Source organism: Enterobacter sp. TMH.L2, from assembly GCF_050847315.1.
Lineage (GTDB): Bacteria > Pseudomonadota > Gammaproteobacteria > Enterobacterales > Enterobacteriaceae > Cedecea.
This window is the reverse complement of the sequence record NZ_CP193791.1, coordinates 2,885,447-2,898,812: the sequence shown is the minus strand read 5'-3', so window position 1 is coordinate 2,898,812 and position 13,366 is coordinate 2,885,447. Positions and strand designations below refer to the sequence as shown.

Here is a 13,366-nt window from a genome sequence, read left to right as displayed (position 1 = left end):
GATCCTGTCATTGAAACATTAAACAATATCCTCAATACTCTTTTCCTGCCATCGTATATAGATCAAAAGGAGTCATCGTTGAGTAAAAATTATGCAGCAATGTCAGAAGAAAAAGATGGTGAATGTTTGACGCTTTGCTTAGGGGTTGAGTATAAAGTCACGGTTAAATATCTTGGCGATTTTTCTGGTGGCGCAGCAACATTAATTCAAAGGGAAACTGGATACAACGATACTTATAGCTTATCAGGAGAGCCTGGCGGGAATGAAATCAAGCTATATGTAGGTGAGGTTCTAAAATATTATTTACATGGAGAGAGGTCTACTCAATCCTTAATTGATGAGGACGGAGACATCTTTTACCCAGATCTTCCATTAAAAAAAGGGCAAACTCTCCGTCTTACAGATGTTTTAAATCCTGAACAACAGTTTAAATTAAAGTTAAGAGTCTTATCTATCTAGCTATACATAAGCTACATCGAGCAGTGGTGCGCGTGGCCAATACTGCAAGAGTGTGGGTTCGAATCCCACCCTGATTACCATACCCTTAGCCACTGGCATCCGCTGGTGGCTTTTTTATGCGCGGTACCACAGGCGGCCTTTGATTGATGGTAATGATAATCAATATTATTCATGGGTCCTCCCGGCGGGGTGGCCTGCCACGGGGCGGCGCGCTCGCGGGAATCGGCTAGTTTTTCGGATCCATGGGCATCATCATCATGTGGGTAGGTTCTTGTTTTTTATGAGGGCCATTTTTCAAAGATGTCGAATCGTTTAAAAAGTGTTCACCATCATGGGCCAGGAAATTGCCTCTCTCAAACTCAATATCAACCAACTGGCGGCCATCACCGATGTTCACCGGCAGACGGTCGCCGCCCGGCTTAAAAATGTAGAGCCCGCGGCGGGCAGTAACAGCAAATTAAAGCTCTACCTCATCACGGATATTCTGACCGAACTGATGATCCCGACGGTATCAACCAATCTGGAGGATATGCCACCGGCCGACCGCCTGGCTCACTGGAAAGCAGAAAATGAAAGGCTCAAGTTTGAGCAAGACACTGGCCAGCTTATTCCTGCGGATGAGGTCGCCAGAGAGTTTTCACTGATGGCAAAAGCCGTCGTCATGGTGCTCGAAACCCTTCCCGATATTCTTGAACGCGACTGCGCGCTGCCGCCGGTAGCGGTTTCTCGCGTCCAGAGCGTGATTGATGATTTACGTGACCAGTTGGCTCAAAAAGTCCTGGATGCAAAAGAAGAGGAGGCCGAAACAGAGGAGGACTGATGGCTAAGCGGGCATCAGCAAGTGGTATCCGCCGCGATGTTTCCGGCATCCTTCGCGCGCCGCGTAGAATGGAGGTCGCCGAGGCGGTCAGTTATTATATGCGTGTCCCTATGGGGGCAGGTAACTCCGTTCCATGGGATCCTGATCTGGCTCCCTATGTTATCGAACCGATGAACTGCCTGGCATCACGAGAATACGATGCGGTTGTTTTCGTAGGCCCGGCGCGAACGGGCAAAACGATTGGCCTGATTGATGGCTGGATCGTTTACAACATTGTGTGCGACCCGGCAGATATGCTGGTGATTCAGGTTTCAGAGGAAAAGGCCCGCGAGCATTCGAAGAAGCGCCTGGACCGCACGTTCCGCAGTAGCCCGGAAGTGAAAACACGGTTAAGCCCGCGCAGAAACGATAACAACGTATATGACCGCACCTTCCGCGCCGGGAACTACCTGAAGCTGGGCTGGCCGTCGGTCAATATCATGTCGTCCTCTGATTATAAAAGCGTGGCGCTCACTGATTACGACCGCTTCCCGGAGGATATTGACGGCGAGGGGGATGCATTCTCCCTGGCCTCAAAGCGAACCACCACTTTTATGTCGTCAGGTATGACACTGGTGGAAAGCTCCCCAGGGCGTGATGTGCGCGATACGAAATGGCGCCGTAGTTCGCCACATGAAGCCCCACCCACAACAGGAATTCTTTCGCTATACAACCGCGGTGATCGCCGCCGACTTTACTGGCCATGCCCGCATTGCGGGGAATATTTCCAGCCAGAAATGGACAACATGACCGGCTACCGTGAAATAACTGATCCTGTCGCTGCCAGCGAGGCGGCGGTGCTCCAGTGCCCGGCCTGTAAAGGCAAAATCACTCCGGATATGAAGCGTTCCCTGAACATGAAATGCGTGTGGCTCCGCGACGGGCAACGTATTGATGCTGACGGGGGCGTATCGGGAGAAGGCCGGCGATCACGCATTGCTTCCTTCTGGATGGAGGGCCCGGCAGCCGCTTATCAGACCTGGGCGCAGCTGATTTATAAATTTCTTACCGCTGAGCAAGAGTATGAGGCCACGCGCAGCGAAGAAACGTTAAAAACAGTGGTAAACACCGACTTTGGTCGGCCATACCTCCCGCGATCCAGCATGGAGCAACGGAAAAGCGAGCTGCTGGAACAGCGCGCTGAAGATGTGCCTAAGCGAAGTGTTCCCGATGGTGTCTGTTTCATGACCGCGACAGTGGACGTACAGGCCGGGCGAAACCGTCGTTTTGTGGTCCAGATTACCGGTTATGGTGCCATGGGGGAGCGCTGGCTGGTGGACAGGTACAACATAAAACAGTCGCTACGCTGCGATGGTAACGGTGAAAGCTTGCAGATTGATCCGGCAAGCTATCCCGAAGACTGGGATCTGCTTCTGACCGACGTTTTTAATAAAACGTGGCCACTGGCCTCCGACCCGACAAAGGGCATGCGGTTAATGGCGATGGGCGTCGATTCTGGCGGCGAAGATGGGGTGACCGATAACGCCTATAAATTCTGGCGGAAATGTCGCCGGGATGGGCTGGGTAAAAAGGTTTATCTCTTCAAAGGCGACAGTACCACCCGCGCTCAACTCATTAAACGCACGATGCCTGATAACACTAACCGAACCGGCCGCCGCGCGCTGGCTGCCGGTGACGTTCCGCTCTACCTCCTGCAGACCAATGCCCTGAAAGACCGTGTGAACAATGCGCTCTGGCGTGATTCGCCTGGTCCTGGCTATGTGCATTTCCCCTCATGGCTGGGGAGCTGGTTCTATGAAGAACTGACCTATGAGGAGCGGGCGGTTGACGGGAAGTGGAGCAAGCCCGGTCGGGGCGCGAACGAAGCGTTCGACCTGCTGGTTTACGCGGATGCTCTGGTGATCCTGCACGGCTACGAAAAAATCAAATGGCCGGATGCCCCTGAATGGGCGCAGCGGGACACATGGATTGAGTCTTTACCTGGGGAAGATGCCGCTCTGCCACTCCCGGCAACGATCGCTAAGCCAGCCAGTAAAAAAGAACGGCGCAAGCGCGCCAAAACTGAACAAGCTAACCCATGGAAATCCTCAGGAGGCTGGGTATGAACCAAAGCGATATTGAAGCCATGATCCAGCGCTACAGTCAGGCGGAAATGGCCGTCCTGGACGGAAAATCAATCCGGTTTAACGGTCAGGAAATGACGATGGAAAACCTCTCCGAGATTCGAAAAGGGCGGCAGGAATGGGAGCGGCGCCTCTCTTCACTGAATCAGAAAAAGCAGGGGCGGCCCGGTTACCGACTGGCGAGGTTTAAATGACAATTCTGGATAACGTAATCGGCGCATTTTCGCCGGGCTGGAAAGCTGCGCGACTGCGCGCCAGGGCCATGATCAAGGCTTATGAAGCGGTAACACCTACCCGAACACATAAAGCGCGTCGGGAAAACAGGACGGCTGACCAGTTAAGCCAGATGGGGAATGTGTCGCTCCGGGAGCAGGCTCGTTGGCTCGATAACAACCATGACTTGGTGATTGGCATCTTCGATAAGCTCGAAGAGCGGGTGGTGGGATCAAAAGGAATTGTTGTTGACCCTCACCCAAAGCTGACGAACGGAACGGTTGCCAAGAAACTGGCGAAAGATATTCGTAAGAAATGGGGAGAATGGTCTGTCAGGCCGGAGGTTACCGGACAGTTTACCCGACCCATGCTGGAACGTCTGATGCTGAGGACCTGGCTCCGTGACGGGGAAGTTTTTGCTCAACTGGTACAGGGGAGCGCCACAGGGCTGGTTCCCGTGGCCGGGGTGCCTTTCTGGCTTGAAGCTCTGGAGCCTGATTTTGTCCCAATGACCAGTGATGCCGCAAAAAAGCTGAATCAGGGCATTGTGGTCGACGACTGGGGGCGGCCTAAGGCGTATCAGGTTTATAAAAGCCTCCCGGTGGGTGGCCGGCAGTTGGATACGAAAGAAATCGACGCGGCCAATATGCTGCACCTCAAATTTACCCGCCGCTTGCACCAGACCCGCGGCACGTCGTTGCTCTCAGGGGTGTTAATGCGCCTGAGTGCTCTCAAAGAGTATGAAGATTCCGAACTGACGGCGGCGCGTATTGCGGCAGCCCTCGGGATGTACATCAAAAAGGGGGATGGTCAGAGCTTCGACACGGAAGATAAAAGCGAGAGTGACAGAGAGCTGGAGATACAACCCGGCATGTTGTACGACGAGCTACAAGCCGGTGAAGAAATCGGGATGATTAAATCCGACCGGCCAAATCCCAACCTTGAACCCTTCCGAAACGGCCAGCTCCGCGCTGTTGCCGCGGGCAGTCGGCTCAGTTTTTCCAGCGCTTCACGAAACTATAACGGCACCTACAGTGCGCAGCGGCAGGAGCTGGTGGAGTCGACGGACGGTTATCTGATCCTGCAGGACTGGTTTATTGGCGCCGTTACCCGGCCCATGTACCGGGCATGGCTGAAAATGGCTATTGCCAGCGGCGAGATTAAAGTTCCGCGCGGTGTAGATATGGATTCCCTCTATAGCGCGGTTTACTCGGGGCCGGTTATGCCATGGATTGACCCGGTGAAAGAGGCCAATGCCTGGAAAATCCAAATCCGGGGCGGCGCCGCGACCGAATCTGACTGGGTACGCGCCGGCGGGCGTAACCCGGATGAAGTGAAGAGCCGGCGAAAAGCCGAAATTGACGAAAACAAAGAACTGGGACTGGTGTATGACACCGACCCCGCCAACGACAAAGGAGGCACCAGTGCCGAAGCTAAACCACAGGACGGCCCACCGTCCGAAAGCCAGCGTAAAAAATAGCTGGTTTCGCATGCAAGCCGGCACCACAGGGGATGCCGATATTTTTATCTATGACGAGATTGGTTATTGGGGGGTAACGGCGAAACAGTTTGTCAGCGATCTGAAAGCACTCGGTGAAGTCAGCCACATCAATCTTCACATTAACTCGCCTGGTGGCGATGTCTTTGATGGCATCGCCATTTTTAATGCACTGAAGCACCACGGTGCGGCGATCACGGTGCATATCGATGGACTTGCTGCGTCTATGGCGTCGGTCATTGCCATGGTGGGTAACCCGGTCATCATGCCGGAAAACACGATGATGATGATCCACAAGCCCTGGGGCTTTGCCGGAGGGGATGCTAACGACATGCGCGACTATGCCGATCTACTGGACAAGGTTGAAAGTGTCCTGATCCCTGCCTACGCGGAAAAGACCGGCAAAACCACCGAAGAGATTGCCGCGATGCTGGACGATGAAACCTGGATGGATGGCGCTGAATGCCTCGCCCTGGGGTTCGCTGACCAGACCACCCCCGCTCTGCAGGCTATGGCCTGTATCCATTCAAAACGTATTGAGGAATTTGAAAAAATGCCAAACAGCATTCGTAACATGGTCACCCCACCACGTAACACCGTCCAGCGTGATCCACAGAAGCCAAATGCTCAGGCGCCAGTAAACGCACCTGATCCTGTCGACGAAACCGCAATCCGTGCGCAAGTGATGGCCGAGCAAAAAGCTCGCGTTACCGGCATTAACGACCTGTTTGCCATGTTTGGTGGTAAGCATAGCGAACTGCAGGCCAGCTGCGTGGCCGATTTGGATTGCACCGTTGAAAAGGCGAAAGACCAGCTGCTGGCCGCCCTGGGCAAATCCAGCACCCCATCCAACAAAAACAGCGCCGCGCACATTCACGCCGGGAACGGAAACTTTGTCGGCGACGGTATTCGCCAGGCGCTGATGGCTCGCGCAGGCTATGAAAAGTCGGAGAGCGATAACATCTACAACGGCATGACCCTGCGCGAATATGCCCGTATGGCGCTGACTGAGCGCGGGATTGGCGTTTCCAGTCTTAACCCGATGCAGATGGTCGGCCAGGCACTGACGCACAGCACGTCGGACTTTGGAAACATCCTGCTGGATGTGGCGAATAAATCTCTGCTGCTGGGTTGGGAAGAAGCCGACGAAACCTTTGAACAGTGGACCAAAAAAGGCCAACTCTCCGACTTTAAAACCGCGCATCGCGTTGGTATGGGTGGTTTCCCTTCATTGCGTCAGGTTCGCGAAGGGGCAGAGTACAAGTACATCACTACCGGCGATAAAGGCGAAACTATTGCGCTGGCCACCTTTGGCGAGATCTTCTCGGTCACCCGTCAGGCAATCATCAATGACGATCTGAATCAGCTCACTGATGTACCGATGAAAATGGGGCGCGCGGCGAAAGGCACAATCGGTGATCTGGTCTATGCCATTCTGACCCAGAACGCGAAACTGTCCGACGGTAAAGCGCTGTTCCACGCTGACCATAAAAACCTGTCCAGCGGCGCCATTTCAGTCGCCAGCATCGATGATGCCCGGAAAAGTATGCGACTGCAGAAAGAAGGCGAACGTACGCTCAACATTCGTCCGGCCTACATGCTTGTTCCGGTTGGGCTGGAAACGCTCGCAAACCAGACTATCAAGTCTGCCAGCGTGAAAGGGGCGGATATTAACGCCGGGATCAACAACCCGATTCAGAACTTTGCGGAAGTGATTGCTGAGCCTCGCCTCGATGCGGCTGATGCCGCTGCCTGGTATCTGGCTGCAGCGAAAGGCAGCGACACTATTGAGGTGGCTTACCTCAATGGTATCGATACGCCGTATATCGACCAGCAGGAAGGGTTTAACACTGACGGTATCGCCACCAAAGTCCGTATTGATGCGGGTGTTGCGGCGCTGGATTATCGCGGCCTGGCCAAATCTTCCGGCAAGTAATCTTCTACGTTTTACCTCCTCGCCCGTCAGGGCTTTTTTTATACCCAAAATCAGCCCCGGCAGGGGCTGAATGGAGAATGTTATGGCTAAAAACTTCGTGCAAAACGGAAACACTATTCCGGTAAGCAATGCCGGAAACAGTGAAATTCTGAGTGGCGATCCGGTGGTTATTGGTTCGCTTGTTGCGGTGGCAATCACGGATATCCCTGTCGGCGGTACCGGGGATGGGTTTGCTTCCGGGGTGTTTCTTCTGCCCAAACTGGCTACCGATGATATCGCCGCCGGTACGGCGGTGTTCATCAAAGCCGGGAAAATCCAGCTCGATAAAGCGGATGCTGTCGCCGCGGGCGTTGCCTGGGAAGAGGCGGGTGCTGGCGTGACCGTTGTTGAAGTAAAAATCAATGGCTAACGCCTTTGACCGGCTGGCGGCTCGCATGGATGCGGCCACCATCGTGAAGATGGGTAAGACCGCCACCATTAACGGGCATGACTTCGATGTTGTCCCGGCTGAACAGCTGGAAGAAATGGGGCCTCTGTCCGGCAACGGCACCGCGCTGGTGATTTTCTCTGCTACCTACAAACCCCGCCGGAATGACGAGGTGACCTGGGAGGGGAAAACCCTGATGTTGACGCGGTTCGATTCGTTTAATGGCAAGCCGAGGATCCACCTTGAGTAAGGGGGTTTTATGTCAGTTAAAGGCCTGGAAAAGGCTATCCAGAACCTGAACAGCCTGAGCCGCGTGATTGTGCCGGATGCCACCGCGAAAGCATTAAATCGGGTGGCGGGGCGAACAATAAGCCAGGGCAGTAAGCAGGTGGCCAAAGAGGTAACGGTCGATGATAACCGTAAAAAAGGGCTCCCGGTTCGACTGGTCAGGCAGCGTTCAAGACTCAAAAAGGCCCGCCATGATCGTCTCGTCGCTTCAATAAAAATTAACCGCGGCAACCTGCCGGCAATAAAGCTCGGCGCAGCTCGCGTCAGGCTATCCCGCCGTAAAGGAGCCAAACACGGTCAGGGGAGCGTGCTGAAAGTCGGGCCTTATACCTTCCGCAATGCGTTCATCCAGCAACTGGCCAATGGCCGCTGGCAGGTGATGCGGCGTGTCGGGCGGGCCCGCTACCCCATCGATGTTGTGAAAGTTCCCCTGGAAGCGCCGTTAACGCAGGCATTTACCACCATTTCAAAAAATCTAATCCAGAGCGATATGCCAAAGGAATTGTCAGCCGCACTTAAAAACCAACTGAGGATCCACCTGACGCGATGAGCAAACACAGCGCTATACGTGCCGCCGTGCTGGCGAAGTTGAAAGCCGATATTTCTGACTCCGTCACTTGGTTTGACGGGCGGCCGGCATTCCTGGAGGAGGGGGATCTTCCGGCGGTGGCGGTGTATTTGTCAGACGCCGAATATACCGGCGACACGATTGATGCCGATGACTGGCAGGCGACTCTTCACATTGAAGTTTTCCTGAAAGCGTCAAATCCAGATACCGCGCTCGACGCCTGGCTGGAGGAAAAGATTTATCCGGCTCTGCAAGAGATCCCCGGACTTGAAGCGCTTATCGAAACCATGACCCCGCAGGGCTATGACTATCAGCGTGATGATGAGATGGCCACCTGGGGATCTGTCGACCTGACCTATTCTCTCACCTATTCAATGTAAGGAAATCACTATGGCAACCCCAAATCCTCTCGCGCCGGTCAAAGGTGCGGGAACCACACTCTGGTTGTATACCGGGAGCGGCGATGGATTCTCCAATCCGCTCTCAGACACTGACTGGAATCGCCTGGCAAAAATCAAGGAACTGACGCCGGGCGAAATGACTGCTGAATCCTACGATGACACCTATCTTGATGATGAAGATGCGGACTGGAACGCGACCGCGCAGGGCGCAAAATCTGCCGGTGATACATCTCTTACACTGGCATGGAAGCCGGGAGAGCAGGGCCAGAAGGATCTTGTCGCCTGGTTCAACGATGGTTCTGTACGGTTTTATAAAATCAAATACCCGAACGGAACTGTTGATGTCTTCCGTGGGTGGTGCAGCAGTCTCGGTAAGGCTATCCCGGCCAAAGAGGTTATTACCCGTACAGCAAAAATCACCAATACCGGCAAGCCTGAACTGGCCGAGGAAAGCGGTAGCCCGACTATTAGTGTTACAGGGGTTACGCTTGATAAGGCTACGGCAAGCGTAGCAGTGGGGGCGACAACCACGCTGAAGGTGACGGTTAATCCTGCCAGTGCATCAGATAGTTCCTTCCGGGCTGCAACCTCTGACGGTGCAAAAGCGACGGTTATCGTTAGCGGCAACACGATCACTGTAACTGGTGTGGCCGCCGGTTCCGTCGACATCATTGTGATGACCAGCGATGGTAATTTTGTGGCGTCCTGCAAAGTCACCGTAACAGCATCTTAAGGAGGGCGCATGTTTCTGAAAAAAGAGAATTTCATCTATAACGATGAATCCGCAATCGTCTTCGAGTTATCTGCTCTGCAGCGTATTGAGTACCTGACGTTTTTGGCGCAGGAAGAGAAAACCGTTAGCGCTGGTAGCGACGACATCAGCGATCAGGAAATGACGGCCCGTCTGGTTGGTTCGAACATTCGATGTGGGGCGCATTTGATTGCGATGTCCTTGTGGCATAACGACCCGAAAGGTGCTGATGTGGATGCTCTGTATCAGCAGGTTCTCAGCAGCTGGCCGCCAGAAGCCATCGGTAAAGCCGAAATGCAGATTAAGCTGCTCTCCGGCATGCTCGTTCCGGTCGAAGATGATAATGCCGGTGATTCAGACAATACACTCGACGGCGTAGCCACAGAACCCGTTACGGCGGAAAAGCCCTGACCAGCGAGCTTAATTTTGTCTTGAATCTGGCGCGCGAGTTCGGGCGACCCGACTGGCGCGCCATGCTGGCTGGAATGACTTCCAGTGAGCTGGGCGACTGGCACCAGTTCTACCGGGAGCATTATTTTCAGGACGCGCAGCTCGACGCGCATTTTTCCGGGCTGCTTTATTCCATCTCTTCTCTTTTCTTCCGAGATCCGGAACTTACCCCTACACATTTTAGCCTGCTTTCTCCTTCCGGTAGTGCCATAAGCGATGATGAGCCGGATGATGAAGCGCTAATGACAACTGCCGAGGGGATCACAGGAGGTATCCGATATGGCCCAGCAGATTAGCGATCTGGTTATTAATCTGGATGTTGACAGTGCTACCTTCAGCGAACAGGTCGCGCGTATCAGGGGGCAGCTAACCGGAATGGCGGATGAGTCTGATAAGGCTCAGGCGCGAATGCAGCGCGCAGCAGACCGTCAGAGTGCCGCGCTGAAAGGCGTTGGCGACACAGGCCTAGCGGCAGCTAATGAAATGAAATCACGCCAGTCTGCCGCAACGGAAGGGTTGACTAAGGACTGGCAAAAAGTATCAAAATCCGTCGATGAAACTCACCGACGTGTGGCTGAACTTACTCAGCGTTTGCGCGATAACGATACCCAGTCCTCTTCCCTCGCGAGGCGGCAGGATGAACTTGCCGCTTCCTTCTTCCGACAGATAGACGGCGTTCGCCAGCTGAATGGTGAAACGAAGTCTCTGGCGGGCATACAGGCGCGTTTCAGGGAAGCAAGAGCGCAGGGGAATATTACTCAGCAGGATTATCTTGCTCTTATTTCCAGCACGGTGGCCAGACAAAAAGAGTTGCAGGCAGTTGAAGATAAATCAGCTGCAGCACGTGAGCGCTTTCTTCGTCAGCTGAAGCAACAGGTCGTTGAGCAGAAGCTATCCGGTACCGAACTGTTGCGAATGAAAGCCACGCAGGTAGGTGCCAGCGACGCAGCGGAGGTTTATATCCGTAAGCTGGAAGCGGCTAAAGTCGCCACGCATGGGTTGGGTTTACAAAGTTCGGCAGCACGTCGCGAGATCGGCATCCTGATTGGTGAGGTCGCCAGAGGAAACTTTGGAGCGCTGCGTGGTTCCAGTATTACGCTTGCCAACCGTGCTGGCTGGATAGATCAGCTTCTGACATTGCGTGGTTTGGGTATTGCCGGTGTTGTCGGTGGTATCGCTGCGGCAGTCTACGGGTTGGGTAAGGCGTGGTATGAAGGCAGTCAGGAGTCTGTAGAGTTTAACAAACAGCTGATTCTGACGGGTAATTATGCCGGTAAGACATCTGGCCAGCTACAGGCCCTGGCTCGTTCGCTTTCCGGGAATGGTGTTACACAGCATGCCGCAGCTGGTGTGTTGGCGCAGGTTGTCGGGAGTGGTGCATTCAGCGGGAACGACGTCAGCATGGTCAGCAATGTTGCTGCCAGGCTGCAGCAGGCTACCGGGCAGGCCGTCGACGAAACCATTAACCAGTTTAAGCGCCTGAAAGATGATCCTGTTAATGCAGTTGCCACGCTCAACGATTCCCTGCATTTCCTGACGGCTACGCAATACGAGCAAATTGCTTCCGCACAGTCGATGGGCGATACACAGAAAGCAGCTGAACTGGCTATGCGGGCTTACTCAGAAGCTGTTATCCAGCGAGCCGGTGCGGTAGAGGAAAACCTTGGCTCACTTGAGAAAGCCTGGAACTGGGTTAAGAATTCCGCTTCCGGCGCATGGGATGCGATGCTCGGTGTGGGGCGCAACCCTGACACTGCGATGAAGCGACAGGCGTCTTTTGCCGAATGGCAGGCAGTAGAAAAAGAATACCGTGCCTTATCCAAAAATCTCAAGGTTGACCCGGATTATGCAGGTAGTAACCCGCTGCAAAAGGCTGATGCTGAGCGACTGCGAAATGCGCGTCAGCAGGTCGATCTCAAAAAACAGGCCTACGACCTCGCCGATCAGCAGTACGCCAAGGAGGGGCTGGCTGCAGCGCGGGAAAAAATGCGTACGGACCAGCAGAGTCAGGCTATCCGGAATCAGCAGCAGTTTAATCAGTTGGTTGAAACAGGCACGACGGCGGCAGAAAAACGTGCCCTGCAGGAGAAAAAGCTCAATCAGCTTATCGAGAAAAACCGTCAGGACGCAAAAGACGGCATCGCCACGCTGTGGACCGATAAGGATATCGCCGCAGCACGGGCCGGGATAGAAAAGAAGTGGAAGGATCCAAAAACACCGAAGGGAAAAAGCTACTCAACGCCCGCTGGTGACAAGGCAGAAGAAAAGGCTCAGGCTGAACTTCTGACGCTGCAGGCCCAGCTCAAGACACTTGAGCAACATACCAGCGTTAACGATGTTATCAGTCAGCAGCGAAAGGATCTCTGGCAGACTGAAAATCAGCTTGCCGTTTTACAGAAGGCATCTGAAGGCCGTAATGGTCGCCAGCTTTTAGTGCAGGAAAAATCCCTGCTGGCCCATAAGGAGGAGACGCTCGAGTATAAACGCCAGCTTGCCGACCTGGGCGATAAGGTTGCCCGTCAGCAAAAGCTCAACGAGCTTGCTGATCAGGCGGTTAAATTTGAGCAGCAGCAGAAAGCGGCACGGGCGGGTATTCAGGTACAGTCAGAGGGAGTTTCCACCCGGCAGGCCGGGAGGGAGGCTACTCTTCAACGTCTCAGCGAAAGTTATGCCTACAATCCGCAGGCGCGGCAGAAGGTGCTGGAAGAACAGCGGGCAACTTTTGAGGCTGAAGATGCCCTGAGGGAAAACTGGCTGGCCGGTGCGAAGCAGGGCTGGGCGGAATATCAGGATTCAGCCACCAACGTATTCAGCTCTGTGCAGCAGATTTCGCAGGCGACCTTCAGCGGACTGGCGGGCCAGCTTACCAGTCTGGTGACAACCGGCAAATCCAGTTTCAGGGACTTCACTACCTCGATTCTCAAAATGATTGTCGACGTTATTAACCAGCTTCTGGTGGCTTATGCCATCCAGAGTGCGATGGGTTGGGTGAGTGGCGGTGCCAATACAGCGTCTACTGGCCAGTCATTCGCGGTACCGTCTTTCCGGCCCACGGGATTTGACGTTGGTGGTTATACCGGACATGGCGGTAAGTATGAGCCTGCTGGAGTCGTTCACCGTGGCGAGTTCGTTTTCACCAAAGAATCTACTAGCCGTATCGGCGTTTCCAATCTGTACAGACTTATGCGCGGTTATGCCTCTGGTGGTCTGGTCGGTGGCGGCAGCGCAGCTGCTTCCCCGATGGGGGTTAGCGTCTACGCGCCAGTTTCAGTCACGACAGCTCAGACTGGCGACCAGAAACAGCAGCAGGGCGGTAGTGATGCTATCACCCAGGCTTACCAGAAGGTGATCGACCGTTCCATCCGGGATGGTATCACCAGGGAAGTCCGTCCGGGCGGGATTATCTGGAACGCTAATAAACAGAGGTAAGCG

13 protein-coding genes and 1 pseudogene are annotated in these 13,366 nt (G+C 54.2%); all 14 read left to right on the top strand.

What is annotated here, in order from left to right; all coding sequences use genetic code 11:
• Nucleotides 1–78 precede the first annotated feature (78 nt).
• Nucleotides 79–459: a hypothetical protein gene (locus ACREYP_RS13955; protein WP_498880930.1), complete on the top strand. Its 381-nt coding sequence runs from the start codon at nucleotides 79–81 to the stop codon at nucleotides 457–459.
• Between the two features lie 331 nt (nucleotides 460–790).
• A complete protein-coding gene (locus ACREYP_RS13950; RefSeq protein ID WP_498880929.1) occupies nucleotides 791–1,279 on the top strand; it encodes a DUF1441 family protein in 489 nt (162 codons plus the stop codon).
• On the top strand, nucleotides 1,279–3,384 hold the full coding sequence (locus tag ACREYP_RS13945) for a phage terminase large subunit family protein (RefSeq protein WP_498880928.1): 2,106 nt from the start codon (nucleotides 1,279–1,281) through the stop codon (nucleotides 3,382–3,384). The genes ACREYP_RS13950 and ACREYP_RS13945 overlap by 1 nt, the downstream gene beginning before the upstream one ends.
• Complete coding sequence (locus tag ACREYP_RS13940; protein WP_172567775.1) at nucleotides 3,381–3,596, top strand: DUF6148 family protein; 216 nt, start codon at nucleotides 3,381–3,383, stop codon at nucleotides 3,594–3,596. The genes ACREYP_RS13945 and ACREYP_RS13940 overlap by 4 nt, the downstream gene beginning before the upstream one ends.
• A complete protein-coding gene (locus tag ACREYP_RS13935) occupies nucleotides 3,593–5,095 on the top strand; it encodes a phage portal protein (protein WP_498880927.1) in 1,503 nt (500 codons plus the stop codon). The genes ACREYP_RS13940 and ACREYP_RS13935 overlap by 4 nt, the downstream gene beginning before the upstream one ends.
• A complete protein-coding gene (locus ACREYP_RS13930; protein ID WP_498880926.1) occupies nucleotides 5,040–7,049 on the top strand; it encodes a Clp protease ClpP in 2,010 nt (669 codons plus the stop codon). The genes ACREYP_RS13935 and ACREYP_RS13930 overlap by 56 nt, the downstream gene beginning before the upstream one ends.
• An 82-nt stretch (nucleotides 7,050–7,131) precedes the next feature.
• On the top strand, nucleotides 7,132–7,458 hold the full coding sequence (locus tag ACREYP_RS13925) for a DUF2190 family protein (protein ID WP_498880925.1): 327 nt from the start codon (nucleotides 7,132–7,134) through the stop codon (nucleotides 7,456–7,458).
• Entirely contained in the window at nucleotides 7,451–7,726 is a 276-nt protein-coding gene (locus tag ACREYP_RS13920; RefSeq protein ID WP_498880924.1) for a DNA breaking-rejoining protein, read from the top strand. Before ACREYP_RS13925 ends, ACREYP_RS13920 begins: the two co-directional genes overlap by 8 nt.
• Nucleotides 7,727–7,735: 9 nt before the next feature.
• On the top strand, nucleotides 7,736–8,314 hold the full coding sequence (locus tag ACREYP_RS13915; protein ID WP_498880923.1) for a phage tail protein: 579 nt from the start codon (nucleotides 7,736–7,738) through the stop codon (nucleotides 8,312–8,314).
• Nucleotides 8,311–8,712, top strand: coding sequence for a phage minor tail U family protein (locus ACREYP_RS13910; protein ID WP_498880922.1), 402 nt, complete (start codon nucleotides 8,311–8,313; stop codon nucleotides 8,710–8,712). Before ACREYP_RS13915 ends, ACREYP_RS13910 begins: the two co-directional genes overlap by 4 nt.
• Nucleotides 8,713–8,722: 10 nt before the next feature.
• On the top strand, nucleotides 8,723–9,466 hold the full coding sequence (locus ACREYP_RS13905; RefSeq protein ID WP_312743902.1) for a phage tail protein: 744 nt from the start codon (nucleotides 8,723–8,725) through the stop codon (nucleotides 9,464–9,466).
• Between the two features lie 9 nt (nucleotides 9,467–9,475).
• The gene (gpG, locus tag ACREYP_RS13900; RefSeq protein ID WP_498531997.1) at nucleotides 9,476–9,895 is read left to right on the top strand and encodes a phage tail assembly chaperone G; all 420 of its coding nucleotides are present in this window, start codon (nucleotides 9,476–9,478) and stop codon (nucleotides 9,893–9,895) included.
• A pseudogene (locus tag ACREYP_RS13895) lies at nucleotides 9,892–10,221 on the top strand (phage tail assembly protein T); the annotation flags it as partial. The gene gpG and the pseudogene ACREYP_RS13895, both read left to right, overlap by 4 nt.
• Nucleotides 10,214–13,363, top strand: coding sequence for a phage tail tape measure protein (locus tag ACREYP_RS13890; protein WP_498880921.1), 3,150 nt, complete (start codon nucleotides 10,214–10,216; stop codon nucleotides 13,361–13,363). The pseudogene ACREYP_RS13895 and the gene ACREYP_RS13890, both read left to right, overlap by 8 nt.
• Nucleotides 13,364–13,366: the final 3 nt, after the last annotated feature.

What these genes read in the sequence shown, in the direction of transcription:
- ACREYP_RS13950 (WP_498880929.1), top strand. Translation starts at nt 791, where the DNA reads ATGGGCCAGGAAATTGCCTCTCTCAAACTCAATATCAACCAACTGGCG.
- ACREYP_RS13945 (WP_498880928.1), top strand. Translation starts at nt 1,279, where the DNA reads ATGGCTAAGCGGGCATCAGCAAGTGGTATCCGCCGCGATGTTTCCGGC.
- ACREYP_RS13940 (WP_172567775.1), top strand. Translation starts at nt 3,381, where the DNA reads ATGAACCAAAGCGATATTGAAGCCATGATCCAGCGCTACAGTCAGGCG.
- ACREYP_RS13935 (WP_498880927.1), top strand. Translation starts at nt 3,593, where the DNA reads ATGACAATTCTGGATAACGTAATCGGCGCATTTTCGCCGGGCTGGAAA.
- ACREYP_RS13925 (WP_498880925.1), top strand. Translation starts at nt 7,132, where the DNA reads ATGGCTAAAAACTTCGTGCAAAACGGAAACACTATTCCGGTAAGCAAT.
- ACREYP_RS13920 (WP_498880924.1), top strand. Translation starts at nt 7,451, where the DNA reads ATGGCTAACGCCTTTGACCGGCTGGCGGCTCGCATGGATGCGGCCACC.
- ACREYP_RS13915 (WP_498880923.1), top strand. Translation starts at nt 7,736, where the DNA reads ATGTCAGTTAAAGGCCTGGAAAAGGCTATCCAGAACCTGAACAGCCTG.
- ACREYP_RS13910 (WP_498880922.1), top strand. Translation starts at nt 8,311, where the DNA reads ATGAGCAAACACAGCGCTATACGTGCCGCCGTGCTGGCGAAGTTGAAA.
- ACREYP_RS13905 (WP_312743902.1), top strand. Translation starts at nt 8,723, where the DNA reads ATGGCAACCCCAAATCCTCTCGCGCCGGTCAAAGGTGCGGGAACCACA.
- gpG (WP_498531997.1), top strand. Translation starts at nt 9,476, where the DNA reads ATGTTTCTGAAAAAAGAGAATTTCATCTATAACGATGAATCCGCAATC.
- ACREYP_RS13890 (WP_498880921.1), top strand. Translation starts at nt 10,214, where the DNA reads ATGGCCCAGCAGATTAGCGATCTGGTTATTAATCTGGATGTTGACAGT.